This is a genomic window from Rhizobium sp. 2YAF20 (genome assembly GCF_052114685.1).
Taxonomy (GTDB): Bacteria; Pseudomonadota; Alphaproteobacteria; order Rhizobiales; family Rhizobiaceae; genus Rhizobium.
In genome coordinates this window covers 29,182-55,370 of sequence record NZ_JBFRFF010000036.1, presented here as the reverse complement: position 1 = coordinate 55,370, position 26,189 = coordinate 29,182, and the positions used below count along the sequence as shown (strand labels likewise).

At 60.2% G+C, this 26,189-nt stretch carries 22 protein-coding genes and 1 pseudogene; 12 read left to right on the top strand and 11 right to left on the bottom strand.

What is annotated here, in order from left to right:
- From AB4Z52_RS28465 to AB4Z52_RS28440, 6 genes are all read right to left on the bottom strand, one after another.
- On the bottom strand, nt 1-1,056 hold the full coding sequence (locus AB4Z52_RS28465; RefSeq protein ID WP_442221240.1) for an ADP-ribosylglycohydrolase family protein: 1,056 nt from the start codon (nt 1,054-1,056) through the stop codon (nt 1-3).
- A gap of 98 nt (nt 1,057-1,154) precedes the next feature.
- On the bottom strand, nt 1,155-2,156 hold the full coding sequence (locus AB4Z52_RS28460; protein ID WP_442221239.1) for an ABC transporter permease: 1,002 nt from the start codon (nt 2,154-2,156) through the stop codon (nt 1,155-1,157).
- Nucleotides 2,153-3,283: an ABC transporter permease gene (locus AB4Z52_RS28455; RefSeq protein ID WP_442221238.1), complete on the bottom strand. Its 1,131-nt coding sequence runs from the start codon at nt 3,281-3,283 to the stop codon at nt 2,153-2,155. The genes AB4Z52_RS28460 and AB4Z52_RS28455 overlap by 4 nt, the downstream gene beginning before the upstream one ends.
- The gene (locus tag AB4Z52_RS28450; RefSeq protein ID WP_442221237.1) at nt 3,280-4,890 is read right to left on the bottom strand and encodes an ABC transporter ATP-binding protein; all 1,611 of its coding nucleotides are present in this window, start codon (nt 4,888-4,890) and stop codon (nt 3,280-3,282) included. The genes AB4Z52_RS28455 and AB4Z52_RS28450 overlap by 4 nt, the downstream gene beginning before the upstream one ends.
- A 37-nt stretch (nt 4,891-4,927) precedes the next feature.
- Nucleotides 4,928-6,007, bottom strand: coding sequence for a BMP family lipoprotein (locus AB4Z52_RS28445; RefSeq protein WP_442221236.1), 1,080 nt, complete (start codon nt 6,005-6,007; stop codon nt 4,928-4,930).
- Between the two features lie 22 nt (nt 6,008-6,029).
- Nucleotides 6,030-6,812 (bottom strand): GntR family transcriptional regulator, encoded by a 783-nt coding sequence (locus tag AB4Z52_RS28440; protein ID WP_442221235.1) that lies wholly within the window; start codon nt 6,810-6,812, stop codon nt 6,030-6,032.
- A 407-nt stretch (nt 6,813-7,219) separates the two neighbouring features.
- Between AB4Z52_RS28440 and AB4Z52_RS28435 the strand changes: the two genes are divergently transcribed.
- Entirely contained in the window at nt 7,220-7,867 is a 648-nt protein-coding gene (locus tag AB4Z52_RS28435; protein WP_442221234.1) for a phosphoribosylanthranilate isomerase, read from the top strand.
- A 162-nt stretch (nt 7,868-8,029) separates the two neighbouring features.
- Here the strand turns inward: AB4Z52_RS28435 and AB4Z52_RS28430 are convergent, their stop codons facing one another.
- Entirely contained in the window at nt 8,030-9,508 is a 1,479-nt protein-coding gene (locus tag AB4Z52_RS28430; protein ID WP_442221233.1) for an aldehyde dehydrogenase, read from the bottom strand.
- A gap of 61 nt (nt 9,509-9,569) precedes the next feature.
- On the bottom strand, nt 9,570-11,021 hold the full coding sequence (locus AB4Z52_RS28425) for an APC family permease (protein WP_442221232.1): 1,452 nt from the start codon (nt 11,019-11,021) through the stop codon (nt 9,570-9,572).
- A 334-nt stretch (nt 11,022-11,355) separates the two neighbouring features.
- Between AB4Z52_RS28425 and AB4Z52_RS28420 the strand changes: the two genes are divergently transcribed.
- From AB4Z52_RS28420 to AB4Z52_RS28370, 11 genes and pseudogenes are all read left to right on the top strand, one after another.
- The gene (locus tag AB4Z52_RS28420) at nt 11,356-12,141 is read left to right on the top strand and encodes an IclR family transcriptional regulator (protein WP_442221231.1); all 786 of its coding nucleotides are present in this window, start codon (nt 11,356-11,358) and stop codon (nt 12,139-12,141) included.
- Nucleotides 12,142-13,413: a Tm-1-like ATP-binding domain-containing protein gene (locus tag AB4Z52_RS28415; RefSeq protein WP_442221230.1), complete on the top strand. Its 1,272-nt coding sequence runs from the start codon at nt 12,142-12,144 to the stop codon at nt 13,411-13,413.
- The gene (locus tag AB4Z52_RS28410; RefSeq protein ID WP_442221229.1) at nt 13,410-14,060 is read left to right on the top strand and encodes an HAD family hydrolase; all 651 of its coding nucleotides are present in this window, start codon (nt 13,410-13,412) and stop codon (nt 14,058-14,060) included. Before AB4Z52_RS28415 ends, AB4Z52_RS28410 begins: the two co-directional genes overlap by 4 nt.
- A gap of 17 nt (nt 14,061-14,077) precedes the next feature.
- Complete coding sequence (locus AB4Z52_RS28405; RefSeq protein ID WP_442221228.1) at nt 14,078-15,439, top strand: aspartate aminotransferase family protein; 1,362 nt, start codon at nt 14,078-14,080, stop codon at nt 15,437-15,439.
- 1 nt (nt 15,440) lies between these two features.
- Nucleotides 15,441-16,724, top strand: coding sequence for an aspartate aminotransferase family protein (locus AB4Z52_RS28400; protein ID WP_442221227.1), 1,284 nt, complete (start codon nt 15,441-15,443; stop codon nt 16,722-16,724).
- A gap of 8 nt (nt 16,725-16,732) precedes the next feature.
- Nucleotides 16,733-17,749, top strand: a complete 1,017-nt coding sequence (locus AB4Z52_RS28395; protein ID WP_442221226.1) for a phosphotransferase enzyme family protein — start codon at nt 16,733-16,735, stop codon at nt 17,747-17,749.
- Between the two features lie 78 nt (nt 17,750-17,827).
- A pseudogene (locus AB4Z52_RS28390) lies at nt 17,828-18,095 on the top strand (transposase); the annotation flags it as partial.
- Between the two features lie 855 nt (nt 18,096-18,950).
- Complete coding sequence (gene vapB, locus AB4Z52_RS28385; RefSeq protein WP_442221225.1) at nt 18,951-19,187, top strand: type II toxin-antitoxin system VapB family antitoxin; 237 nt, start codon at nt 18,951-18,953, stop codon at nt 19,185-19,187.
- Nucleotides 19,187-19,588, top strand: a complete 402-nt coding sequence (locus AB4Z52_RS28380; RefSeq protein ID WP_442221224.1) for a type II toxin-antitoxin system VapC family toxin — start codon at nt 19,187-19,189, stop codon at nt 19,586-19,588. The genes vapB and AB4Z52_RS28380 overlap by 1 nt, the downstream gene beginning before the upstream one ends.
- Before the next feature lie 192 nt (nt 19,589-19,780).
- Nucleotides 19,781-20,233 (top strand): transposase, encoded by a 453-nt coding sequence (locus AB4Z52_RS28375; RefSeq protein ID WP_442221223.1) that lies wholly within the window; start codon nt 19,781-19,783, stop codon nt 20,231-20,233.
- Nucleotides 20,234-20,579: 346 nt separating this feature from the next.
- Nucleotides 20,580-21,482: a LysR substrate-binding domain-containing protein gene (locus tag AB4Z52_RS28370; protein ID WP_442221222.1), complete on the top strand. Its 903-nt coding sequence runs from the start codon at nt 20,580-20,582 to the stop codon at nt 21,480-21,482.
- Here AB4Z52_RS28370 and AB4Z52_RS28365 read toward each other — a convergent pair.
- The 3 genes from AB4Z52_RS28365 to AB4Z52_RS28355 form a co-directional block, all read right to left on the bottom strand.
- Nucleotides 21,479-22,927 (bottom strand): amidase, encoded by a 1,449-nt coding sequence (locus AB4Z52_RS28365; RefSeq protein ID WP_442221221.1) that lies wholly within the window; start codon nt 22,925-22,927, stop codon nt 21,479-21,481. The two genes, AB4Z52_RS28370 and AB4Z52_RS28365, sit on opposite strands and share 4 nt — an antisense overlap.
- A gap of 61 nt (nt 22,928-22,988) precedes the next feature.
- Complete coding sequence (locus tag AB4Z52_RS28360; RefSeq protein ID WP_442221220.1) at nt 22,989-23,792, bottom strand: FAD binding domain-containing protein; 804 nt, start codon at nt 23,790-23,792, stop codon at nt 22,989-22,991.
- 10 nt (nt 23,793-23,802) lie between these two features.
- Nucleotides 23,803-26,187: a xanthine dehydrogenase family protein molybdopterin-binding subunit gene (locus AB4Z52_RS28355; RefSeq protein ID WP_442221219.1), complete on the bottom strand. Its 2,385-nt coding sequence runs from the start codon at nt 26,185-26,187 to the stop codon at nt 23,803-23,805.
- Nucleotides 26,188-26,189: the final 2 nt, after the last annotated feature.

The following is a 26,189-nucleotide window of genomic DNA, read 5'->3' as shown; positions in this document are numbered from 1 at the left end:
TCAGGCATTCCCAACGGCAATTTCCGCCAGTTCGGCGGCAAGGGTCTCAAAATGGAATTCCGCATCATTGACCGCGACGAATTCGCGGTAAAGCGCCTGCGGTAGTTTTGCCGTGCCCGCCATGGCCCCGGCGATCGCGCCGGCCATGGTGGCGACCGTGTCGGTATCATTGCCGGCGCTTGCCGCCAACGCCACCGTTCGCAGGGGATCGCCCTTGGCATAAGCGAAGATGGCGATGGCCGATGGCACCGATTCAGTGGCAAGCATTGATGCGCCGATCGTGGATTCGAGATCGTAGATGAATTGCCGGTCGTCCGTGGAGCGTACGGCGATCTCCAGCGCCAAGTCCAGCCGGGGTGAGAAGCGCGCGCCCGGCGGCACGCGCGCATGTTCCCTAGCCAGCCGCACACCAATCACTCCACCTTCCCGACAGGCTTTGACGACGGCATCGGCCTCGTTTGTCACCAAAGCTACCGCAGTGCCCGCGGCGATCGCACAGGCCGATGCGATGGCAACATCGGTGTCGTGCGATGGTAGACAGGTAACCAATGCCTGCTCACAGGCCGCAGCGATGTTGCCGGGATGGATAAGCCCTGCCGGCGCAACGCGCATCGCGGCGCCATTGGTAATGCCGATGGTCGTCAGCTTGCGTGTTGATGTTCCGACAACGCTGACCCGATCGAGGTTTTCTCCCTTCCGCAATGCATTGACGATCGCCGCCGTGGTCGGGCCCATGAAGCTGGCTTTTGGCGAGGTATCGGCCCAATCGAGCAGGCAAGCGATCCAGGCAGTTTGATCAAGATCGCCGCCGGCCTTCACCATGGCACGGGCAAGATAATACATTTGGCTGGCGTCGTCGGTGACTTCGCCACGCTTGCCGCCATTGGAGCCGGCAAACGTGTCCGGCGTCGGCTCTTCGAACCGGTCAGCCAGGCCGCCGTAGCGAGCAAAGATCTCGTCAATCCCCCACATTTCGGTCGGCGCGCCGAGCGCATCGCCGATGCCGCCGAGAATGAGGGAAGCGAGGATCGGATCATAATACTTGTTCGTTGTCATCCCTGGTCCGTTTCTTGTTGTTTTCATGGTGGAAGTTTTGCGTGTTGGAGTAAGTTGATCTTTTCGGAAAACCACTTCTGACTTTTCGGTTTCATGCTCTAAGCATGCCGCAAAATACTGGCTGCTCGGGCGACGCGCCGATTAATCCGGGCTTTCTGCTGGATGTTGAAGAAGACCAGCGCAACGATCGTCAGCGCCGGCGGGATCATGAAGACGATCTGGCTCGGCACGTTGTAACTGCCCAGCCGTGCCGCAAAGACGCTCGACGCGCCAAACACCACGGCGGCGAGCAGCGTGCCCAATGGCCGCCTGCCGCCGAGGAACACCGCCGCCAAAGCGAGAAAGCCACGCCCGCCGGTCATGTCGGCCTGGAACAAGGTGAGGTATCCCATGCTGAGGAACAGCCCACCGAGGCTCGCGAGCAGCCCGCTCAGCAGCAGGGCTGCGTATTGCATGCGCCGGACCGAGATGCCGGCGGCCAGCGCCGCATCGGTATTCTCGCCAACAGCGCGCAGCCTCAGGCCGAAACGGGTACGATAAAGCAGCAGCTCCAACAGTGGCGCGACCAGCAAGCAAACCCAGACGATAACGTTGTGGCCGGCAAGACCATCGCCGTTGAGGATCGTTCCGGCGATCGGGACATTGTCGACGAAGGGGATGTGGACCGATGGTAGCGCATAGCTGGTCAGCGTCGCGGTCGAGCCTTTGTCGCCGGTGATCGAAACGAGCAAGAACACTGTCAGGCCGGCGGCGAGGATGTTGACGCCGACGCCAGCGACGATGATATCTGCACCGAGTTCAAGGTGAAATACCGCCAGCAGACCGGCGACTAACGTGCCGACGAAAACACCTGCAAAGCAGCCGACCCATGGGTGTAGCCACAGCGGCGCGTCGGGAAACCAGATCGCCGAATAGGCCGAGGCGACGCAGCCGAAGAAGGCCGCGACGAGCATGATGCCCTCGAGTGCGATATTGACGCTGCCGGCAAGATCCGAGATCAAACCGCCGAATGCTGCAAGTATAATCGGTGCGGAGGCGCGCAGGATGGCGGCAAGCAATGTTCCGAAGAACGATCCCCAGACAACCAGTTCCATGGTCATGCCCGCACCTCCTTTGTCGGTCTGAGGGCAGCTCGGGATTTCACTAGACCCGTCAGCAGCGACGGACCGAACCGCTCGGCGACGACAAACAGGATAATGAAGGCCTGAATGATCATGACCATCTCACGGGTGACGTCCGAACTACGCTCCATCACCTGCGCGCCGACACGAAGGTAGGCGTAGAGGATAGCGACAACGGGGATCGCGAGCGGATTGTTACGGGCGAGCAACGCGACGACGATACCCTCGAAGCCGAGACCCGGCGCAAGATCGACCGGCAAGGATTTCAAGAGAGCATTCGATATGTGGAAGCCGGCAAGGCCTGCGAAGATGCCGCCTAAGGCCATCGACAGGGCCGTCGCTCGCTTGACCGGAATACCCGCCTGTTCGGCGAATTTCGTGTTCTCGCCGACAAGGGTGATTTCATATCCGACAGTGGTCCGCCGGATCAGGAGCCAGGCGGCGGCGGCGGCGAGGAGAGCAAAGAATGCCATCATCGTCACATTGGTGCGCGCCAGCAGCGAGATGAGGACCGAGGCATCGGGAAAAGGTGGGGTGGTGATGAAGCCGGCTGACGGATCGCGCAGCGCATAGGTGATGATCAGCCTGTAGAATTGTATGGCGATGACGTTGAACATCAACGTGGTAACGATTTCGTTGGCTCCGAACCGTGCTTTGAGTACGCCTGGAAGCAGGCCCCAGAGAAAGCCCGTGGACATGGCTGCCAAACACGCAGCTGGAATGACGACGAATGCCGGACCGCGGAGCATCAGGCTGACGGTGGCCGCCGCGATTGCGCCCAGGAAGAGTTGTCCGTCAGCACCCATCGAGAACTGTCGGGCGCGAAATGGGATGGCGACGGCAAGGCCAAGCAGCGTTAGGGTCGTTGCATCTTCGATCAGTGATCCCAGCCGCGTCATGCGTCGGACGGTGAATCCGCTGGCGCTGTTCCAGCCGAAGTCTGGCCAGGCGCCGGTCAAGAGCGCGCCATAGGCCTTCAGCGGCTCCTTGCTGACCAGAGCCGTCAATAGGAAACCGCAGGCGAGAGCAGCAGCGAGCACGAAGACGAGGCGCACGGCCTGCGCGCGAATCCCCGCTACTGCTGAAGAATTTGATGCCGCGCTCATGCCAAAACGCCTTCCATATCGGCTGCGAAGGCCGCTTCGAGCTTGGCTGTCGCAAACGGCTGCCGCTTGAGGCCGGTCATGTAGAGGCCGATCTCGCGCTGATCAGCTGTGTCGGCGCGGAAATGCGCAACGATCTCGCCCTTGAAGAGGACGGCGATCCTGTCGGAAAGACTGAGCACCTCCTCGAGATCGGCGGAAATCAGCAGCACCGCGGCCCCGCGATCGCGCAGAGCGACGAGCTGATCGCGCAACGAGCCGGCAGCGCCGATGTCGACGCCGCGTGTCGGCTGGGCGGCGATTAGGAATTTAGGCTCGCCGGAAATCTCTCGGGCCATGACAACCTTCTGCATGTTGCCGCCAGACAATGTGCCAACCGGTGTCTTGCTGGATGCGGTCTTGACGTCAAATTCCTTGATCAGGTCGTTGGCGCGTTTGCCGATCGCACCGGTCTTGAGACAGCCATACGCGGAAAAGGAGGGCTCGAAGTAGCTGGTCGCGGCAATGTTCTGTTCGATGTCGAGATTGGCGGCCACACCCTCTGCAAGACGGTCTTCCGCAACGGTTGCCACACCCGATGTACGTGCGGCTCTGACACCTGTGCCTGTAAACTGAGCACCGTCGAGTTCCGCCCTTCCGGCGTGCGGAGCAGACAGCCCGCTCAATACCCGAGCCAGTGAATTCTGGCCATTGCCTTCGACCCCAGCGATGCCCAGGATTTCGCCGCCGGCAACGTCGAAATTCACATCGGAAAGGCGAACGCTGCCTTGTGCGTTGACGAAGCCGAGGTGCCGCACCCGAACGCGTGGCTGTCGACCCATCGCTTCGACGCGCTGAAAGATTTGCGGCGCCAGCAGGCGGCCGACCATCATCTCGGCGATTGTACGGTGGTCGATATCGGCTGTGTTGGCTTGTCCGGTCACCCGGCCGTCACGCAGCACTGTCAGTCGGTCCGAAATTGCCTTCACTTCGGCAAGCTTGTGGGTGATGACGACGACCGTGACGCCGGACGCCGCTAGCCTACGGATCGCGGCGAACAGCTCGTCGGTTTCCTGCGGCGTCAACACGGCGGTTGGCTCGTCCATCAGTAAGATGCGAGCGCCCCGATAGAGCGTCTTCAGGATCTCAGTGCGCTGCTGCATACCGATCGAGACTTCGCCGACCCGCGCCGTCGGATCGATGTCGAGCCCGAAGGACATGGCCAGTTGCTTGACCTCAACAACCGCAGCTTCTCGATCAAGCAGTCCCCCCTTCCCCACCGGCTCCTGGCCAAGAACGACGTTTTCAGCAATGGTGAAGGACGACACAAGATTGAGGTGCTGTGCCACCATGCCGACACCGGCGGCGATTGCTTGTCTCGGATGGCTGAAATTGCGCTCAACGCCGTCGACCAGGATCGTGCCGGATGTCGGCTGGATCAGGCCGTAGATCATCTTCATGATCGTCGACTTGCCTGCGCCGTTTTCACCGCAGATGGCGTGGATTTCTCCGCGCTCGATGGTGAACGACACGGATTCATTCGCAAGCGTCCCCTTACCATAGCGCTTGCTGACATTGCGCAACTCTATGGCCGGCGCCATTGTGCCAATGCCAGAAGAATGATGGTCCATTTGACAAACCTCTTACTGGGATGAAGCCGCTTGCGTGTCAGAAGGCCGTCGGCACACTAACTTTGCCATCGATGATGTCGGCCTTGGTCTTGTTGACTTCGGCCATGACGACAGCGGGGACGATCGCCTTGGTGAACTGGTTATCCGCGAGACCGATCGCGCCCTCTTTCAGGCCGAGCGATTCCGCCGTGCCGACCGGCAACTTGCCGTCCTTGAGCAGCGTGATGGAGCGCACGACCGTGTTGTCGACGTTCTTCATGACGGAGGTCACGATGCGCTTGGCCGTATCCGGCCGTGACGTCTGGTAGATCAGCGCCTGGTCGGAATCGACGCCGATGGCATAACGTCCGGCTTCCGCCGCAGCCTCAATGACGCCCTGCCCTGTGGCGCCGGCAACCTGGAAGACGATGCTGGCACCATCGCCGAACTGCGCCTTGGCGATCTCCTTGCCGGTCGCCGGATCGGAGAACGAATTGGCATATTGCTTCAGCACCTTTACATCAGGCAGCACTGACTTGGCGCCAGCCTCGAAGCCGACGAGGAAGTCGTCAATCACAGGAATCTGCATGGCCCCGACCGTGCCGAGCGCACTGCCTGCCGGAATATCTGCGATCCCGGCCTTCGTCAGGCGTGCGGAGAGCGACCCTGCAAGGAAAGCACCTTCATTCTGCCGGAAGAGGATGGAGTAGACGTTGCCACATTTGCATTTTGTGTAGTCCACGGCGCCGTCGAACAGAATGAAGCGAATATCGGGAAACTGCGGGGCGATCTTTTCGACGAGCGGAACCATAGCGTATGTGCCCAGCACGATCGTGTCGTAGTCTCCTCCCTCGGCGAGATCGGTCAGGGCGCCTTCCCAGCGAGTCGGATCGACGCCACCCTCCACGGTCTGGGTCTGAACCGAAAGTTCCGATTTGACGCGCTGGACGCCCCTCTCGGCGGAGTCAAAGAAGGACTTGTCGCCGAGCGTGCCGTTAACGAAGTAGACAATGTTTTCCGGCGGGCGGGTGATATCAGCCGCCTGAGCCGCCCCTATCGACGCGATCACCACCATACCGCCAGACAAAGCAATGTCGCGTGCGCGCCGCAGGGCGGCGCCCAAATTGATCATTCCCATGATAAACCCCTCTAAGGTTGCTTTATTTTTGTATTTGGCTGCTTTTGTTGACGCGTGCCGTGTAGCGGTAACTCGACACGTATTTCATCTCGCAATACTCCATCGGCTGTCGCCGTTCGGAGAGAGTGATGCGCTCGCATAGGAGCAACGGCGCTCCGACAGCAACACCAAGCTGCGTAGCATCCTCCATGTTGGCCGCGACCGATCCGATGCTTTCCAGGCCTTCCGCCGCATTTAGGCCGAAACGGCTGCCGAGCAGCTTGTAAAGTGACCCCGATCGGGCGAGATCCTCCGCCGTCAAAGCCGCTCCCCCCGGCAGAGCGAGATAGGCGTCATGAAGACCAATCGGGACGCCATCGATCGTGCGGATTCGTTTTACCCGCGTGATTGTCTGGCGCGGCTCAACCTTGAGAACGCCGGCAACCGCGATGCTGGCCGGCATTTGTTCGACCAACAAGATGGTTTGACCAGGAGCGCCGCCACGCTTCTCTGTGTCTTGCGAGAAGCTGTCGAGAAACCGCGACATTTCCCGGACCGATGACGGCGCGACGAAGGTACCCCGTCCATGATCGCTATAGAGCAAGCCCTGCTCCTCAAGCAGCCTGACGGCCTTGCGAACCGTATCCCGGCTCATCACGTATTGAACGGCGATATCTCGCTCGGACGGCAGAGGTTCATTCGCTCCTCTGGACCCGCCTTCGATCTCCGCCCGCAGCTTTGCTGCAAGTTGCTGATACAGCGGCCCTTTGATCGGAGCGCTGTTAGATGTGCCTGCCTCGGACATGAGCTTCGAACCTTTTCCCACAAGAGCCGCCTCGCCGGAGCAAGCCGCGACTGGACCGTCCGATTGAAGACTTGTTGCCTGGTTCAGCAAGCTTGTCATCGGATGACGAGCTCGGACGTCCTGGCTCGCGATACAACGCCCACACCTTTGGTGAGCGCCTGCAGCGAACAGCCCATCGCAATTCTGACGTCCATCGGCACGCTCTCTTCTGGAGTTACCATCTCGAGAACCGATATATGGTACGTACCAGCTTGTCAATGACATTCTGAAGAAGCCACTCAATGGGCCAAATTGATGGGTATTCCCCGTAATATATCCACTATTGACAGTTTTGGTACGTACCACTAGAGTTGAATTCTATTGAGGCAACTGCCTAAAAATCCACCGCTAGGATGCCTATACCCGCGACAATGAAAAGAGGACGCCCAGTGGCACAGCCCCCCGCCTTTATTGCCTTTACCGGCATCGACAATCCGGCGCTGCTTGCCGGCTTGCAGCGCCTGTCAGCCCGTTATCCGATCGAATGGGGCATCCTGGTTGACGAAAAGCAAACCGACATGCCGCTGTTTCCCCACCCCGACGCACGCAAGGCATTTCTGACGGCGGGAGGTTTGCGTCTCGCAGCGCATGTCTGCGGCGCGGAGGCCAAGAAGATCGCCGACGCGGAGACGGTGTCGATCGATCTTACCGGATTTCAACGGGTTCAGGTCAATCACAGTTTTTCCGGCAGCACACCCGAGCAGTCCGAAAATACCTGGCGTTTCGGCCGCCGGCTCGGTATCCGGACAATGCTACAGTGCAAGGATGTCTTTCCGGACGAAGCCCGGCTGGACTGGCTGTTCGATATCTCCTTCGGCACTGGATTGACCCCAAGGAACTGGCCTGTTCTTCCGAAATCAGGGCCTTTCTGCGGTTATTCCGGCGGCATTAATCCGCGCACGGCTGCCGATGTCGTCGCCATGATCGGAGCGTCAGTGGACGACCTCTATTGGATCGACATGGAATCGGGCGTTCGGACCGACGGTCGGTTGGATCTCGACAAGTGCGAGGCGGTCTGCAAGGCGGTCTACGGCTAACTGGCTGCATCTGCGACAGCGACTCCTTCTTCGAATAGAGCACACCTATCTATTATGATGGACTTTGTTTCGTGACCTGCCACTGAACTTTCATCCGGCTGAGAATAGAGCCTCGGCAGATCACAAGTTTTTGCCACCTTGCTCCTACCAACATCAACGAAACTACAGCTGGATCCAGCCCGTCTTGAGATTGTGGTACTTGTCCATCGCATGTAGCGACTTGTCGTGGCCGTTCCCGGACTGGCGAACGCCGCCAAGCGGAACCGTATTGTCGGCACCGCCATAAGTGTTGACATGGACGATCCCGGCCTTGATGCCCCGCATCATACGATGGGCGCGCGACAGGTTGGCAGTCCACACCGCGGACGCCAGTCCGTAGGCCGTCGAATTGGCAATGCGCAGGGCTTCCTCTTCGTTGTCGAAGGGAATGACAGACAGGATCGGGCCGAATACTTCTTCCTTCGCGAGTGTCATCTCCGGTGTCACGTCGAAGACGGTCGGCTGCATGTAGAAGCCGCCGGTTTCCTGAAGAATGCGTGCCCCGCCGGCTCTCAGAGTGGCCCCTTCCGCAAGGGCTTGCCCTGCAAACCCGATGTCCTTTTCAAGCTGGATTTCGCTCGATATGGCGCCGGCTTCGGTCGCAAGCAGCAGCGGATCGCCGACCTTTATCTGCGTGGCGATGGCTACGACCTTCGCGGTGAATTGCTCGTGGATCGATCTCTCAACCAACAGCCGCGAGCCGGCGACGCAGACCTGACCCGAATTGCGGAAGATGCCATAGGCCGAAACCTTCGCGGCCAGATCGAGATCAGGCGCGTCGGCAAAAATGATGTTTGGCGATTTGCCGCCAAGTTCGAGATAGACGCGCTTCAAGTTGGAGCGCGCCGAATACTCGAGCAGGCGCCGGCCGACACCACCGGAGCCGGTGAAGGCCAGTACGTCGATATCGCCGTGGAGGCCGATCGCCTCGCCCGTGACGGCCCCGCGCCCGGTAACGACATTCAGCACGCCTTCCGGCAACCCGGCCTCCGCACAAAGTGCGGCAAGTTTCAGCAGCGTTAGCGAGGCGCCTTCGGCGGGCTTCAACACGACAGAATTGCCGGCGGCCAGCGCCGGTGCAACCTTCCACGCACCGATCATCATCGGAAAATTCCATGGCACGATGGCGGCAATGACGCCGATAGGCTCGCGGTGGATGAGGCCAAGAACAGTCTCGGATGTTGGGGCAATTTCGCCGTAAACCTTGTCGACGGCTTCGGCATAATAGCGGAAGGTGGCAGCTGCACTGCCCGGCTCCGCCTTTAGCGCCATGGTGATTTCGGTGCCGTTGTCGCGCACACCAAGCACGGCGAGTTCCAGCGCATCGCGCTCGATCAACTCCGCAATGCGCAGCATCACCTTCTTGCGTTCGGCAGGCGCGGCTTTCGACCAGCTAGCCCTTTCGAATGCGGCGCGTGCTGCCTTGACGGCAAGATCGACATCTTCCGCACCGGCGTCGCCGATCGTCGTCAGCTTCTTTCCGTCTATCGGCGAGATGACGTCCATTGCGCCGCCGCTGACAGGTTCTCGCCATGCCCCGCCGATGAACAACGACTGCGGCGCGACGGTAAGCATCCGGAGCTGACTGATCTTGTCCTGCATTTCAATTCCTCGCAAATGAAAATGGCGGGCAAGACGCCCGCCATGATAGTCCGGTTTCCGATCAGGCTTCCTGACCTGCACCAAGTCGCGCAAAGCCGACGGAATCCGCCGACCTCAGCCGTGCGGCAGCGGCAAAGCCGATGATCGCGGCGATCAGCACCAGTCCCGGCAGGAACACGGCCAGGAAGCCGCTCGCACCAGCAATGCTGCCGAAATAGATGGCGATATAGACAACCAGCGCCAGCAGGATAACCCCGGTGATAACAGGGAGCACCTTGGTCACGAGGACATTGTTTTCAAGGCCAGGATTGCGGCTGAAGAAGGCCACGATGGCGAATGCGGTGAACGCCATCAGCAGGATGATTGCAAGCGTGCCGACATTGGTGAGCCACGAGAACAGTGCCAGCACCGGATCCTGACCCGTAAAAGCGAAGAGCGCGATGACGAGAACGGCAATGATCGTCTGGATCACCGAGCCGACATGCGGGCTCTGGAATACGGGATGGGTGACACCGACAGATTTCGGCAACAGACCTTCGCGACCAGCGACATACATGTAGCGGGCAACGCCATTGTGGAAGGCGAGCACGCCGGCAAAGAGGCTGGTGACGAACAGGATGTTCATGACCAGGACGATCCAGTGGCCAACATAGCGTTCGGCAAGTCCGAACAGGAAGGTTGTCGGATCGGCAAGGCCCTGCAATTCCGGGACGAGCTTGTCGGCGCCGGCGCCATTCACCATCAGCCAAGAGGTCAGCATGTAGAAAAGACCGATGATCACCACCGAGATATAGGTCGCACGCGGCACCGTCTTGTGTGGCTCACGGGCCTCCTCGCTATAGATCGTGGTGGCTTCGAAGCCGATGAAAGCGGCAAAGCAGAAGAGGATACCGATTGCCGGCGTGCCGGTCATGAACGCCGAGGGCGTGAAGGCGACGGCCGAGAGGCCGCTGTCGCCGCCCTTGAAGAGGATTGCTGTATCGATGACCAGCACCACGAGATATTCGAGGATGACGAGAACCGTTAGCACCTTGGCCGACAGATCGACGCGGCGATAGCCGAAAACGGCGACGACCGCGATGCCGATATAGGTCCAGACCCACCAGGGTAGTTGCAGGCCAAAGCCGGCGAACAGGCCTGAAGTTGCTGCGCCGAAGAGACCGAAGACCCCGATCTGCATGGCATTATAGGCCAGGATGGCGATCAGTGCCGCGGCTCCACCCATCATGCCGCCGAGTCCCTGCGCCGTGTAGGCATAGAATGCACCGGCGTTGCGGATGTGGCGGGCCATGGCGACATAACCGACCGCGAAAAGCAGCAGGATCAGAGTGACCAGCAGAAAGGTCAGCGGGATGCCCGCGCCGTTTCCAAGCAGCATGGAGAGCGGAACGCCCCCCGCCACAGCCGTCAGCGGCGCGGCCGCCGATACCACCAAAAATGTCACGGCGCCAACGCCGAGACTGTTTTTGCGCAGCCGGTTTTCCCCTGCGCTCGTTGAGAGTTGATTGTCCATGTCGCTAACGTTCCCCTTGTTGCGATTATCCGAGCGCGCCGCGGGGAACACATTCTCCCGTCGACGACCTTTGCATTCATGCCGGACTGATGGGCACACGATTTTGTTTTTGCTCTTGGTCATGCGACTGTCAGCGCATATGGTTCATATATTGAACCTATGCTTCAAATATAGACTTGCAAACAATTGCCACACCTGTCAAGTTATTTCGCATGTTAACTAGTTTGCGTTCAAACGAAGGATTTCAACGCGTGTGGTTGAGAACCAGACAGGTGCACACATCGACCGATCCGGCATCAGCAAGAAGATGGACCGGACAAAAGAGGAAAGCCGCATGAGCACCGTCGGAAAAGCCCTGTCCTTGCTGGACAGCCTGTCCCAACTGAACAACGAAGCAGGCCTGACGGATATCGCCCGTCTCTGCGAACTGGACAAAGCAACGACCCGCCGACTGCTTGTCGAACTGGAAAAGCACGGCTTCGTCGAGCAGGATCACGAGACGCGCAAATATCGGATAGGATCAGCGCCGGTGCGTCTCGCGCGAATTCGCGAGGCGCGCTACCCATTCCTGCGCATCGCTATTCCTTTCGTGAAAGACCTCGCCGAGACCTCGGAAGAGACCGTTCATCTGTCTGAATTCACCGGCGGACGACTATCGACGATCCATGTGGAAGACTCGCCGCGCGCTCACCGGGTCATCGTCGACATCGGCACTTACCTGCCGTTTCACGCCACGGCGTCAGGCCTAGCTTATCTCGCTTTTTCCGGCCCGCAGCAAATAGAGGCAGCTCTTTCACAGCCCCTGAACTCCTTCACCGAGCATACTGTGACAGACCCTTCAGCCTTCCGCAGATTGGTGGCTGAGACGGCAGAGCGCGGATATTCGATCAGCAATCAGGGCCTCGAAATCGGCGTCGTCAGCACAGCCGCACCCATCCGCTCGCCAGCAGGTCAGCCGATCGGCGCCATTGCCATCGCGGCGCCGCTGGCGCGCGCGAGTGCCGGCACTCTCGAGAGTTTCGGCGCATCCGTCGCCGACACAGCCAAACGCATCTCAGAAAAATACTACGGGTCGGAACGACCTTCGGGAGCAAGAACGCAAACAAAGGGAACCGGTTGAATGAGCCTCGGAGCACCTTCACCAGAAGATAGAAGCATACCAAGCGTTCTCGTGATCGGAACGGGAGATACCAAATCCGACGAACTGCAATTCATGGCAACCATGATCAGCCAGGCCGGCGGAAAGCCGGTCATGGTCGATGTCAGCATTCTGTCGGATCCGCCTTACAAGCCGGACTATTCGCGGCATGACATTGCCAAAGCGGCAGGTACCTCCATCGAAGCCATCATCGGCAGCGGAGACGAAAATTCGGCCATGTCGCTGATGTCGACAGGCGCGAGCGCCCTGGTCGGCATGCTGCACGCAACCGGAAAGGCCGACGGCGTCATCATTCTCGGCGGTTCCATGGGCACGGATCTCGCGCTGGACGTGGCGGCGGCACTGCCTCTCGGCGTGCCGAAGTTCGTGGTTTCGACGATCGCCTATTCGCACCTCGTGCCACCGGAACGCATTGCTCCGGATCTGATGATGATCCTTTGGGCCGGCGGGCTCTACGGGCTGAACGATGTCTGCCGCGCCGTTCTGTCGCAGGCCTGTGGCGCCGTCGTCGGCGCCACGCGCTCCAGTGTGAGACCCAGGGCAAACCGGCCGTTGATCGGTATGACGTCGCTCGGCTCCACCTGCCTCAAATATATGAAACATCTAAAGCCCGAGCTTGAAAAGCGCGGATATGAAGTCGCTGTGTTTCACTCGACGGGCATGGGCGGTCGCGCCTTCGAAGCGATTGCCGCTCAGAATGGCTTTGTTGCCGTTTTCGACTTCTGCATGCAGGAGGTCGTCAACCACCAGAATGGGACGGTGGTCACCTCCGGACCTGACCGGATGGAAAATGCGGGCCGCGCGGGCATCCCGCAGATTGTCGCGCCCGGCGCGGCGGACATGGTCGATCTTCCGGCGTGGCAGCCGCTGCCTGCACCCCTTGCCGACCGGCCGTACCACGCCCACAACCGGCTGATCGGCTCCGTGACCACGTCACCGGATGGTCGCCGTGCCACGGCCGTCCTGATCGGCGAAAAACTCGCCGTCGCACAGGCGCCGGTCGCCTTCTTGCTGCCGCTCGCGGGCGTGCAGGAATGGGATCAACCGGGCGAACCGCTGCACGATCCTGAGGGGCTTGAGGCATTTACGGATGCAATGCGTCTGGCAATCCCCGCCTCCGTCACCTTTCACGAGATCGATGCTCATATCAATTCACCTCAGTTTTCCACAAAGGCCCTCGCCGTTTTCGATGCTTGGGTATCGCAAGGCATCATTCCGGAAGGCAAACCATGACAGGCGATCGCGCACTCATTCTTGACTTCGGCGGCGTCGTGACGCGCACACTGTTCGAAACCCACGACATCACCGAACGGGCGCTGGGCCTTGCCTCCGGCACGCTGACATGGCGCGGTCCCTTCGACACTACGACCGATCCGCTCTGGGTCTCGATGCAAAAGCGCGAGATCACCGAGCGCGATTACTGGATGATCCGCACGGCAGAAGTGGGTCGGCTCGTCGGCGAGGACTGGAGCGATATGAAGACCTTCGTCCAGCGGGCACGCGGCGCCGAAGCGGAGCTGGTTTTGCGCCCGGAAGCGCGCGAAGCAATTACTCGCGCCAACGCAGCGGGTTTCAAGCTCGCTATTCTGTCGAACGAACTCGATCTTTTCTATGGCGTCGAGTTCCGTAGGCGCTTCCCGTTGATCGATCTCTTCGATGTGATCGTCGATGCCACCTACACCAAGATATTGAAGCCCGATCCGCGCGCTTACGAAGAGGTGATTTCGCGTATCGGCCTGCCGCGCGAAGCCTGCGTCTTTGTCGACGATCAGTTGAAGAACATCGAAGGCGCCGAAGTTGTGGGGCTTCCAAACGTCCATTTCGATGTTATGCGCCCCGCGGACGGCTATGCCCGCGCCCTTTCCATGCTTGGACTTTGAACGAAGAGGACCGCGACATGCGCGAAACCAATTTCCTGACCGAAAATAATGCCCGGCACGTCTGGCACCCGATGGCCCACCCGGCCGAGATGCTGGCAAACCCGCCACGCATCATCAAGGCGGCGGCCGGTGTCGAAATTACCGATGTTAACGGTAAGACCGTGCTCGATGGCGTCGGCGGCTTGTGGAACGTCAATCTCGGCTATTCCTGCGATCCGATCAAACAGGCAATCCGCGATCAACTCGAGGAATTGCCCTACTATTCGGCCTTTCGCGGTACCAGCAATCCGCCGCTGATCGAACTGTCCTATGAGCTTGCCGAATGGTTCAGGGATGACGGCCTGAGCCGTGCCTTCTTTACCTCCGGCGGTTCGGATTCGGTGGAGACCTGCCTACGGCTGGCTCGCCAATATCATAAGGTCAACGGTCAGCCGGAACGCACCAAGTTCGTGGCGCTGAAGAAGGGCTATCACGGCACCCATTTCGGCGGCGCATCGGTCAACGGCAATGCTAACAATCGCCGCAACTACGAGCCTCTGATGCCAGGCGTCTTCCATTTGGCTGCCCCCTACCCCTACCGCAACCCTTTCGGCACGGACGATCCGGCAGAGATCGCTGCGGCCATCGGCCGGCAGTTTGAGGATGAGATTGCGTTTCAGGGCGCTGACACGATCGCCGCCTTCATCATGGAACCGGTGCTCGGTGCAGGCGGCATTATCGTGCCGCACGAGAGCTTCATGCCGCTGATGCGTGCCATTTGCGACAAGCACGGTATCCTGCTCATCGCCGACGAGGTGATAACCGCCTTCGGACGCACGGGCGCCTGGACCGGATCGCGGCTCTGGGGCGTCAAGCCCGACCTGATGTCCACCGCAAAGGCCATCACCAACGGCTATTATCCCTTCGGCGCAGTGATGATCGCCGACAGGATCGCTGAGGCCTTCGAAGCCAACAAGAACACCGTCGGCACGATCGGCCACGGCTACACCTACTCCGGCCACCCGGTTGGCGCTGCAGCAGCACTTGCAACGTTGAAAGAAACGAAACGTCTAAATGTCGCGGCGAATGCCGGTGCGCGCGGCGACGAACTGCTGGCTGGCCTTCAAGCCCTGCAGACCAAGCACGAGCTGATTGGCGACGTCCGCGGCAAGGGGCTGATGTGCGCGCTTGAACTGGTGACGGATCGCGAGAAGAAGACGGGGGCGCCTAAAGACACCGTCCAGCGCCTACAGGATGTGGCCTATGAGGCAGGCGTCATGGTGCGAACCTCCGGCTCCAACGTCATTATCTCCCCGCCTCTCGTTATCACAACAGCCGACGTAAACCGAATTCTTGCCGCACTTGACGAAGGTTTGACGGCTATAAGCGGAGGCAAATGAGATGACCGGGAACGCAACGCTTCTTGCCCGCCGGGAACGGCTTCTCGGCCGCAACATGTCGACTTTCTACAACGATCCCGTTCAGCTCGTGCGTGGACAAGGTGTCTGGCTGTGGGACGGTGACGGCCGGAAATATCTCGACTGCTACAACAACGTGCCACATGTCGGCCATTGCCATCCGAGCGTGGTCGACGCGATCACGCGCCAGGCGTCGACGCTCAACACCCATACGCGCTACCTCCACGAAGGTATCCTCGACTATGTCGAGCGGTTGACGGCGACCTTCGATAAGAGCCTCGATACCGCGATCATGACCTGCACCGGCAGCGAAGCCAATGACATTGGCTTGCGCATGGCGCAGGCAGTGACCGGGAAGACCGGCGTAATCGCGACAGATCACACCTATCACGGCAACACGACGGCAGTATCGCAGCTCTCCACGCGTATGCCGCCGGTCGGCGGCTTCGGCGGCCATGTCCGTCACGTGCCGGCGCCCGACAGCTATCGGCCGTTGGGTGGTGTTCCCGGCGAAGCCTTTGCGGAAGCTTTCGCCGCTGAAGTGGAAAAGGCGATCGCCTCGCTACAGGACAGTCCACACGGTTTCTCGGCGTTGATCATCTGCCCCTTCTTCGCCAATGAAGGTTTCCCCGATCTGCCGCCTGGCTTCCTCGACAAGGCGATCGCCGCCGTGCGCAAGGCGGGCGGCCTTGTTATCTCCGATGAGGTGCAGCCGGGCTTTGGACGCACCGGTGGCCATATGTGGGGCCACCAGCGCGCGGGCTTCGTGCCCGACGTGGTGACGCTCGGCAAGCCGATGGCCAACGGCCATCCCGTCGGCGGCGTGGTCGCCAATGCCGACACACTGAACGCCTTCCGCAAGGCCTTCCGCTATTTCAACACCTTCGGCGGCAACCCGGTTTCCTGCGCCGCGGCCATGGCAGTCCTCGACGTTATCGAAGATGAGAAGCTGATGGAGAATGCCCGGATCGTCGGCGCTTACGCGAAAGACGGCCTGAAGCGACTGTCGGAAAAACACGACGTCATCGGCGACGTGCGCGGCAGCGGGCTGTTCTTCGGCGCTGAACTCGTTCTTGACCGGAAGGAAAAGACCCCGGCGGCGGACCTCGCGACAAAGGTCATCAATGACATGCGTGAACGTGGCGTGCTCATGGGCAAGCTCGGCATCCATCAGTGTGCGACCAAGATCAGGCCGCCCATGCCGTTCTCGAAGGACAATGCCGATCTGATGCTGTCGACCCTCGACGATGTCCTGTCCGAACTGTGAAGGCGGCCATGTCTGAAAACGGAACAGCTCCCTTCATGGCGGCGCTAAATGCGCGGGCACGCGAAGCGCTCGTCCACTGGGGTCTTGGCGCGCAGACGCCGCAACTCCTGAAACACCGTGAGAATGCGGTCTTCCGGATCAGCCTTGAGAACGGCGAACCGGCAGCCCTGCGGCTGCATCGACCGGGCTATCACGACGAGCAATCACTGGCCTCGGAACTCTCCTGGACGGCGGCCTTGCGGCAGGCGAATATGCGCGTACCCGCGCCGATTGCCACGCCGGACGGGCGGCACATCGTTACTCTTCCAGCAACGCCGGATTTCGACGCTCAGCATGTCGATATCGTCAGCTGGATGGCCGGCATTCCGCTCGGCCAGTCAGGCGTGCCGCTAGCGCATTCACCAGAACGACTTGGCGCCATTTTCCGTGCCCTAGGGGGAACCATGGCGCGGATGCATGTGGCAACCGACACCTGGACGCCGCCATCGTCTTTCCACCGTCCCGTCTGGGATAGTGACGGCTTGCTGGGCGAACAGCCGCTTTGGGGCCGCTTCTGGGATTGCGCTGGATTGTCACCGGATCAACACCAGCGCCTGTCCGCTCTGCGCCTGCTCCTGCGCACGCAGCTTGATGGTTTGTCCCCTCTCGAGCTCGACTATGGCCTCATCCATGCCGATCTCGTCCGGGAAAATGTGCTCGTCGACGGCGACGATATCCAGCTGATCGATTTCGACGATGGAGGTTACGGCTGGCGGATGTTCGACATCGCCACTGCCCTGTTCAAGAACCGGGATGAACCCCACTACGCCCTCATAGAGACGGCCTTGATTGGCGGATACAGCGCAGTGCGGCCGTTGCCGGACAGCGCCCTTAAAACTTTGCCGCTCTTCATGTGCCTTCGAAGTCTGACCTATATCGGCTGGATGGGAGAGCGGGCCGGCTCGCCGGATGCAGGGAGGCTTCAGCGTTATGTGTCCGACGCACTGACCTTAGCTGACGCCATTGGATCGACCGACGAGACCTAGCAGGTAGTTGAAAAGGCGGCCCTGGCGTAAAGACTTTGGTCGTGATTCACTGGCTTTGTCGAGATTCGGAGTTGATGGATGCGCAGCAGCGATGTGAGGACGGTTGAACTCTTCAGCTGTTTCGATCTGGAGGATCGTGTTCGTCGTGATCATACGCCGGCAATCCGGCAGATCGCTAACGACGCGCTCGTTTTGCTGGGACGGGAGTTTGCAGCGCTCTATTCACCGATCGGGCGGCCATCGATCGTGCCTGAGAAGCTTCTGCGCGCCATGTTTTGGCAAGCCTTCTATTCGATCCGTCGAGCGACTTTTGCTGGAGCGGCTGGAATACGACTTTCTGTTCCGCTGATTCGTCGACATTGGCTTGTCGGCCCTGGGCCAAAGTACGACGTGAGGGCCCTGCACCGAGGGTACCGTTTAAGATAGCATCCTGATCTAGTTTTATCGCCGCGCGGCCCGTCCAGCCTTGCGGTATTCGCCAGCGTGCAGGAGCCGCCAACGCTCGCACATCGGAACCTGATTGGTGCTGCGCATCGATCGCACCGACATCTTGCTCTTCTACGTCGGGCGGCAGCGATACCGGCGCGGCTTTCCTGGGTTCGCTCTCTGTCTCAGCCAAATCGTTCGATTGGCTAACATCGTCGTGGACCGGATCGGCAGCTGTTGCAGCTTTTCGGCCAGAGCCGCGCGAAGTCGCTTGTTTTCTTCCTCGAGCTGGATGAGGTCCGACATCTCGTCGCCTGCCGTGGCAGGCGCCAGTTTCGGGACTTCGGCTTGAGCGACGGACTTGGCTTTCCTCGGCCCTTTGATGCGACCCTTTGCCGTGGCGGGTGTTTCGGCAATAGCCGGCGCCGCTTCTACTCGCGTGACCCGCTTCTTGCCTGGGACCTTCGCTGTCTTAACGCTCGTTTCCGAAGGCTCAGACAAACGCAGGCTGCCTCGTACTCCGGCCAATTCGCCACCCTGAATTTCATCTTTGCGATGTGATGACGACGATCGGCGTTGTGTTAGTACGGCATAGCACCCGGATCAAGCTGATTGCGATCCTGTTTGCTATCGCCGAACCGTTCAGAAATTACTCATGCACCAAAGCCTCGGCCATCCCATTTGCAAAGGAAATATACCGCCGTACACACAAATAGATGTACATCAAAGCGCCGAGGGTGTATCGTACATCCACGTACACACAAGGATAATGCACATGCACACCACCAAAGCTTTCAAGAACGGAAATTCCCAGGCCGTGCGTATCCCCGCCGAACTGGCCTTCGACCGGACCGATGTCGAATTGGAGATCGAGCGCGTGGGCGACGAGCTTCGCATCCGTCCGGTGCATCGTTCCCTCGCCGGCGTTCTGGACGTCTTTGCCCGCTTCTCTACGGATTTCATGCGTGACGGAAGAGAGCCCCATGAGCAAGGCGAGCGGGACAAGATCTGATGGCGCGCTACATGCTCGATACGAATATGTGTTTCTACCTGATGAAGAACCAGCCGGAGCAAGTCGCCCGCCGCTTTGCCAGCTGCTATGTCGGTGACGTGGTGATGTCCGCCATCACCTTCGCGGAACTCGAGTATGGCGTTTCCGTATCCGATGATCCGGCGCGGGAACTCGATAATCTTGCAGCCCTGGCCGAGCTGATCACGGTAGAGCCTTTTGGGATCGCGGCAGCGCGCGCCTATGGGCCCATTCGTATGGCGACGGGGGAACGGAAGAAAGATCATCTGGACAAGCTAATTGCTTCGCATGCAATCGCCTTGAATACCGTGCTGGTTACCAACAACACGCGAGACTTCCTGGCATATCCCGGACTGAAGCTCGAAAACTGGCTGGACGCCTAAGGCGGAGACAGCGCCGATCTTTCCCGTTCAAAAGGGAATTCGATTGCTGGGTGTAACGCTTTCCTCTCTCGATGAGGTCGAGGAAGGAAACGAGCCTCAGCTCGCCCTCGCCCTTTGGTATCTGGACGCCCGTGTTGCATGAATCGTGTTGGGGAGCTATTGCCGAATTTTTCCAAACTGTGAGCCGGTCTGATGCCCTACAAGTTTCACGATAGCCGTCGTGGCAAATTCCAGAAGGGCGGTATCGGGTTACGAACTGGCCGGCGTATGACGAGGGCCTTCGCCGTCGAGGCGATCTGGGTTTCGGAGGATGTGGCGCAAGAATGGATGTCGGCACGGCGCCAGACGCGAGGCGGACAGCGCAAGCATTCCGATCTTGCGATCGAGATCTGTCTGACCCTGCGAGTTGCGTTTCGCTTGGCGCTGCGCCAGACCCAGGGCTTTATGCGGCCAATTGCCAAGCCGATGGGGTTGGCCCTGCCGGTGCCGGGTTTCTCGACCCTTTCACGGCGCGGCAAGAGCCTGAAGGTGGCACGAAAGGGCCGTGCGTCCGACAAGCTGATCACTTTGATCGTGGACAGCACAGAACTGAAGGTTCACAGCGTGTCCGCCTTCGGACGGGCAAACTACGAGCGTGTCAGCTGACCATTTGCTGAAAGGCTAAATGCTGATTGCGACTTGATCCGTGCAACACGGTCCTACAGGACTTGATTGGTTTCATTCATCTCCGCAACCGCGGACTGCGATGTGAAATTCCCGACCACGTCGTAGTGCATGGCGGTGTAGCCGGCAGCACTGACGCGGGCAATTCCGAGCAGTGAGAGAATTGCCGTTTTCCGCCAGTTCCGCCTCTTGTTGGAGAGGTGCCACGTGGCCTGCGTCTATCCATCTGCCGACAGGGATCTCGCCGGGCGGCGCAAAGGTGTCAGACGCCGACTCTGGAATCATTCTTGCATCGGGAAGGTCTCATTCAACATGGAATGTCGCCTGCATGAATCTCATCAACCTCGACATCAAGATGCTGCGCTCGCTGCATACCGTGGCTGAGACTGGCAATATTACCGAAACAGCCCGCCGGCTCGGCAGGACGCAGCCGGCGATTACCCTGCAATTGCAGCGCCTTGACGAGATTTGCGGCTCCAATCTCTTTCGCAACGATGGGCGGCGGATGGTGCTAACACCGGATGGGACGCTGGTTCTTTCCTACGCCAAATCAATCCTGCGGCTGCACGACGAACTGCTATCACGGCTCGCCTCGCCAGATATCGAAGGCCAGGTCATTCTCGGAACGCCTGATCTTTATGCATCTTTCCTGCTGCCTTCGATCCTGGCGCTGTTTCGGCGGGCGTTTCCACGTGTTCAGGTGCAGCTCCAGTGTTCCCTGTCCACCCCGCTCGTGCATCTCGTGCACAAGGGCGAGGTGGATGTGGCGCTGGTGACGCGCATGAATGACTTTTCCGGTGGGCAGATCGTGCGGCAGGAACAGCTCGTCTGGCTGACTGGAGATCATTCGGATGCCCATATGGAGAACCCGGTGCCGCTGGCGCTGCTGCCGCCGGGCAATATCTACCGCGATCATGCGATCGACGCACTGGAATCGGCACAGCATAACTGGCGCATCGCCTGCGTAAGCGAGAGCGTCAGTGGTCTTCAGGCCGCGGTGTTCTCGGGGATGGCGGTAACTGTTCTCGGCCGCAGCGCCAAGGTCCCGGGCCTGCGTGAAATCGGCACCGGCACGGATTTTCCGGCACTGCCCAAGGTGGATCTGCTGCTCTACAAGGCGCCGGGCACGAAATCGGCGGCAGCCAACGCCCTGCATGAATATCTCGCCCACTATCTGGGCATCGAGCAGGAGGTCGGACAACCGCCGGAGATCAGGTCTGTATCAAGTTAGAGGCGAGGCTTGCTGCCGGCCCATGGCCGAAGCAGTTCGAGTTCGGCGGCGATGGCCAGGACAATATCCTCGCGGCCCCATGGCGCGATGACCTGCAGGCCGATCGGCAACCCGTCGGGATCGAAGCCGCAAGGCACCGAAGCAGCAGGAAGGCCGGCGAGATTGATCGGCCAGGTGAACGGCGACCAGCCGAGATGCACGTCGACATTTCTGCCATCGATCAGATCGACGCCAAGCGTCCCGGCCTTAAAGGCGGTGACCGATACCGTCGGCGTCAGCAGGACATCGACATTCGCAAACAACTCGACGAATTGGCCACGCAACTTTGAGCGCAGATGCGTGGCAGTCATGTAGTCGATGCCGCTGAAGCTGCGGCCCTCTGTGATGATCTGGCGAAACTCCTCGTCAGACTCCGCGAAAGCCTCGTCCGGTCTCGCGCCGACCGACGAAGCCTGTTCGGTAAACGCGATCGGCTTGAGGACCTTAGCCAGGATATCCGGATCGAGGGTGAACTCTGCATTCACAAAATCGACATTCGACCCGAGAATGGCAGCCGCAGCGGCATCGAAGGCCGCTGAAACGTGAGGGTCGACGGCGGCATAGCCGAAATCCTTGGAAACACCGACCCTGACAAGTTGAACGGCAGGCTGTGGCGAGAGATCGCCGACCGCGCTCCTAAACGAGGCGGCGTCGCGGATGTCATATCCGGCAATCGTTCGCAGCGTCAGCGCCGCATCGGCGACCGTGTTGGTGATCGGCCCGGTATGCGCCAGCGACCCCCAGGAAGGAGGAAAGAAACCCGGCGCACGCGAGACGAGGCCAAATGTCGGCTTGAGGCCAAAGACACCGCAGAACGAGGATGGCACCCGGATCGACCCCACCCCATCGGTGCCGATGGCAATCGGTCCGGCACCGGCGGCAACGCCTGCGGCTGCGCCACCACTAGAGCCGCCGCTGGTGCGATCGCGATTCCAGGGATTGCGGGTGACGCCGCTGACTGGACTGTCGGCCGTCAGCTTATAGCCGGATTCGCAGGTGGTGGTCTTGCAGGTCGGAATGGCCCCGGCTTCCCGGAGTTTGCGCACCACCTGGCCATCGGTACCCGGAACGAAATTCGCATAGGATGGCGCACCACCCTTGGCAGGCACGCCGGCGACGAAGACGAGGTCCTTGATGCTGACCGGAATGCCTTCCATGGCGCCCGCTGTGCCGTCGCTATAGGCGCGTGCTGACTTCTCGGCGGCCTCCCGTGCGCTTTCATAGAGGTCGGTGACCACCATGTTGCAGGACGTGTCCACTCGTCTGAGCGAGGCAATCGTGTCCTCCATGACGTCGACCGGATCGAAGCGACCGGACTTGTAGCCCGCCAGCATTTCAGTAGCCGGAAGGCGTGCGAGTTCCCCCGGCGCGGAGACCGCACCAGCCGTCATTGTATCGTCGATCATGTTTACTCCTTGAATGCAGTGGCACGGACGCAGAGCGCCAGAGCCTTTGGATGGCCGCCCGTCAGGCGATCTGCAGTGCCAGCGTCACGGCTCGCCTTGCCATGACCATCACCAGATTGGCCCGATACTCGCGATCGGCATGGATGTCCGAGGCCAGCGACGTTGCGTCGATCGAGATCCTGTCGAGGGCTTCCGGGCTGAAATTGGCCGCCAGCGCATTCTCAATATCGGCGGGCCGGAATACGGACGACCCGGCACCTGTCACCGCGACACGAACGCCATTGCTCGTCCGAGCGACGAACACGCCCGCGAGCGCATAACGCGATGCCGGATTGCCGAATTTCGAATAGGCCGCCATTTCCGGGATCGGAATACGGAACCCGGTGATAATTTCCCCGGGTTCGAGCGCTGTCTCGAACATAGCGACAAAGAAGTCGTCTGCGGCGATGGTCCGCCTATCGGTGACGATTTCCGCGTTGAGCGCGAGGATTGCCGATGGGTAGTCGGCTGCCGGGTCGTTGTTGGCGACCGAGCCACCGATCGTGCCGCGATGCCGAACCTGTTGGTCACCGATACGGGAGGCGAGAAGTGCTAGACCGGGGATTGCCTTGCAAACCAGTTCGGAGACGGCAACATCGGCATGCCGCGTCATCGAGCCGATGACAAGCGTGTCGCCTTCGAGGCTGATTCCCTTGAGCCCAACGATGGCGCTGAGATCAACGATTGCCTCGGGCGCAGCCAGGCGCTGCTTCATTGTCGGTAGCAGCGTCATGCCGCCGGCAAGTGGGCGATTGGCTTCGCTCATGGACAACACTGCCACGGCGTCAGCGATAGTTTCAGGCTTGTGATAGGTGAAGCTTTTCATCGTTGACCTCTCATTCCGCCGCAAGTCTGGCGCGAGAATTGCGGATAATGTTCCAGATTCGGTTCGGTGCCGCTGGCATATCCACATGGGTGACGCCGAGCGGCCGCAACGCATCGACGACGGCGCTGATCACGGCCGCCGGCGAGCCAATGGTGCCGCATTCGCCGCAACCCTTGACGCCCATCGGCGTGTGCGCGCACATGGTCGACAGCGGCTCAACGACGATCTGCGGCAGGTTGTCGGCGCGTGGCATGCAGTAATCCATGAACGAGCCGGAAAGCAGCTGTCCCGCATCGTCATAAACGCCGTGCTCGAACAGCGCCTGGCCGATGCCCTGGACGATGCCGCCATGCAACTGGCCCTCGACAATCATAGGATTGATGATCGTGCCGACATCGTCGACGGCGGTATAACGTTGTAGATTGACGATGCCGGTATCGGGATCGATCTCGACCTCGCAGAAATGCGCGCCACCCGGATAGGTGAAGTTGACGGGATCGTAATAGGCCTGTTCTTCCAGACCCGGCTCCAGCGTTTCGAGCGGAAAATCGAAGGGCACATAGGCGGAGCCGGCGATTTCGACAAAGCTCTTTTTCTTGTCAGTTCCGGCAACTGAGAACTCGCCGTTCTCGAAGATTACATCTTCAAGCGAAGCCTCGAACTGATGGGCTGCGATCTTGCGGCCCTTCATGATGACCTTGTCGCTGGCCTTGTTGAGTGCCGAGCCACCAACCACGAGCGACCGTGAACCATAGGTCCCCATGCCGAACTGTACCTTGTCGGTATCGCCGAACACGACGTCGATGTTTTCGAACGGCACGCCCAGACGTTCGGAAACGATCTGTGCAAATGTCGTCTCATGGCCCTGGCCGTGATTATGGGTGCCGATCAGCACGGTGATGGCGCCTGAGGGATGGACACGCACCGTGGCGCTTTCATAGAGCCCGCCACGCGCACCAAGAGAGCCGGCCAGTCGCGAGGGCGCCAGACCGCAGGCTTCGACGTAGGTGGAAATGCCAAGACCGCGATATTTGCCACGCGAGGCGGCCTCGCTGCGTCGGCCTTCGAAGCCGGCAACATCGGCCAGCACTTCGGCCCGTTCGAGGCAGGCGCCGGGATCGCCGCTGTCATACTCAATCAGCATCGGCGTCTGATAGGGATAGGCTTCCCGGGGGATGATGTTGCGACGGCGGATCTCGATCTTGTCGATCCCCATTTCGAGGGCGGCCGTGTCCACCAGCCGCTCGACCACGAATGTCGCTTCCGGCCGGCCGGCACCGCGATAGGCATCGACAGGCACGGTGTTGGTGAACACCACCTTGACCTCGCAGTAGATCGAGGGAACGATATAGACCCCCGACAAAAGTGGCGCATAGAGATTGGTCGGGATATTTGGCCCGAAGGTCGAGAGATAGCCGCCCATATTGGCATAGGTCTTGACGCGGATCGCCAGGAACTTGCCGGATGCATCGAGCGCCAGCTCAGCCTCGGTCACATGATCGCGGCCATGCGCATCGGAGATGAAACCTTCGGAGCGCTGGCAGACCCATTTGACCGCGCCGCCGAGCTTGCCGGCCGCCCAGGTGACAATCGCCTCTTCGGCATAGTGGAACTGCTTGACACCGAAGCCGCCACCGACATCGGGTGCGACGACCCGCAGCTTGTGCTGCGGAATATGCAGAACCATTTCACCCATCAGCAGGCGCACGACATGCGGAAACTGGCTGGTGGTCCACAACGTGTACTGGCCATTGGCGAAATCATATTCACCGATGGCCGCGCGCGGCTCCATGGGATTGCCGACCAGGCGCTGATTGACGAGCTCGATATGGGTGACATGGTCGGCGGTCTGGAAAGCGCGTTCGACCGCTTCGGCATCGCCGAGATCCCAGTCGCAGCAGAGATTGTTGGGCACGTCGTCGTAGATCTGTGGCGCACCCGGCTGCAGTGCCTCAACCACGCCGACCACTGCCGGCAACACGTCGTAATCCACCTCGACCAAGGCCGCAGCTTCCTCCGCCTGTTCCTGGGTCTCGGCGACGACAAAGGCGACGGCATCGCCGACGTAGCGCACCTTGCCGGTGGCGAGCGGCGGATGCGGCGGCTCGTTCATCGGACTGCCATCCTTACCGCGGATGCCCCAGCCGACGGGAAGCCCACCGACATTATCGGCCTTCAGGTCCTCACCTGTGAAAATAGCCTTGACGCCGGGCTGTGTGAGCGCTGCCGTCACATCGATCGATATGATGATCGCGTGCGCATGCGACGAGCGGACGAACACGCCGATCGCCATATTCGGCCGCTTGATGTCGGCGACATAGTTTCCGCGCCCGGTGATGAAACGCAGGTCTTCCTTGCGCTTGGGTGATAGCCCGATGCCGATGACGTCTGCCATGT

Bases quoted from the DNA above. Each gene is read 5' to 3' on its own strand.
- AB4Z52_RS28465 (WP_442221240.1), bottom strand. From the start codon at position 1,056: ATGACAACGAACAAGTATTATGATCCGATCCTCGCTTCCCTCATTCTC.
- AB4Z52_RS28460 (WP_442221239.1), bottom strand. From the start codon at position 2,156: ATGACCATGGAACTGGTTGTCTGGGGATCGTTCTTCGGAACATTGCTT.
- AB4Z52_RS28455 (WP_442221238.1), bottom strand. From the start codon at position 3,283: ATGAGCGCGGCATCAAATTCTTCAGCAGTAGCGGGGATTCGCGCGCAG.
- AB4Z52_RS28450 (WP_442221237.1), bottom strand. From the start codon at position 4,890: ATGGACCATCATTCTTCTGGCATTGGCACAATGGCGCCGGCCATAGAG.
- AB4Z52_RS28445 (WP_442221236.1), bottom strand. From the start codon at position 6,007: ATGGGAATGATCAATTTGGGCGCCGCCCTGCGGCGCGCACGCGACATT.
- AB4Z52_RS28430 (WP_442221233.1), bottom strand. From the start codon at position 9,508: ATGCAGGACAAGATCAGTCAGCTCCGGATGCTTACCGTCGCGCCGCAG.
- AB4Z52_RS28425 (WP_442221232.1), bottom strand. From the start codon at position 11,021: ATGGACAATCAACTCTCAACGAGCGCAGGGGAAAACCGGCTGCGCAAA.
- AB4Z52_RS28420 (WP_442221231.1), top strand. From the start codon at position 11,356: ATGAGCACCGTCGGAAAAGCCCTGTCCTTGCTGGACAGCCTGTCCCAA.
- AB4Z52_RS28415 (WP_442221230.1), top strand. From the start codon at position 12,142: ATGAGCCTCGGAGCACCTTCACCAGAAGATAGAAGCATACCAAGCGTT.
- AB4Z52_RS28410 (WP_442221229.1), top strand. From the start codon at position 13,410: ATGACAGGCGATCGCGCACTCATTCTTGACTTCGGCGGCGTCGTGACG.
- AB4Z52_RS28405 (WP_442221228.1), top strand. From the start codon at position 14,078: ATGCGCGAAACCAATTTCCTGACCGAAAATAATGCCCGGCACGTCTGG.
- AB4Z52_RS28400 (WP_442221227.1), top strand. From the start codon at position 15,441: ATGACCGGGAACGCAACGCTTCTTGCCCGCCGGGAACGGCTTCTCGGC.
- AB4Z52_RS28395 (WP_442221226.1), top strand. From the start codon at position 16,733: ATGTCTGAAAACGGAACAGCTCCCTTCATGGCGGCGCTAAATGCGCGG.
- vapB (WP_442221225.1), top strand. From the start codon at position 18,951: ATGCACACCACCAAAGCTTTCAAGAACGGAAATTCCCAGGCCGTGCGT.
- AB4Z52_RS28380 (WP_442221224.1), top strand. From the start codon at position 19,187: ATGGCGCGCTACATGCTCGATACGAATATGTGTTTCTACCTGATGAAG.
- AB4Z52_RS28375 (WP_442221223.1), top strand. From the start codon at position 19,781: ATGCCCTACAAGTTTCACGATAGCCGTCGTGGCAAATTCCAGAAGGGC.
- AB4Z52_RS28370 (WP_442221222.1), top strand. From the start codon at position 20,580: ATGAATCTCATCAACCTCGACATCAAGATGCTGCGCTCGCTGCATACC.
- AB4Z52_RS28365 (WP_442221221.1), bottom strand. From the start codon at position 22,927: ATGATCGACGATACAATGACGGCTGGTGCGGTCTCCGCGCCGGGGGAA.
- AB4Z52_RS28360 (WP_442221220.1), bottom strand. From the start codon at position 23,792: ATGAAAAGCTTCACCTATCACAAGCCTGAAACTATCGCTGACGCCGTG.
- AB4Z52_RS28355 (WP_442221219.1), bottom strand. From the start codon at position 26,187: ATGGCAGACGTCATCGGCATCGGGCTATCACCCAAGCGCAAGGAAGAC.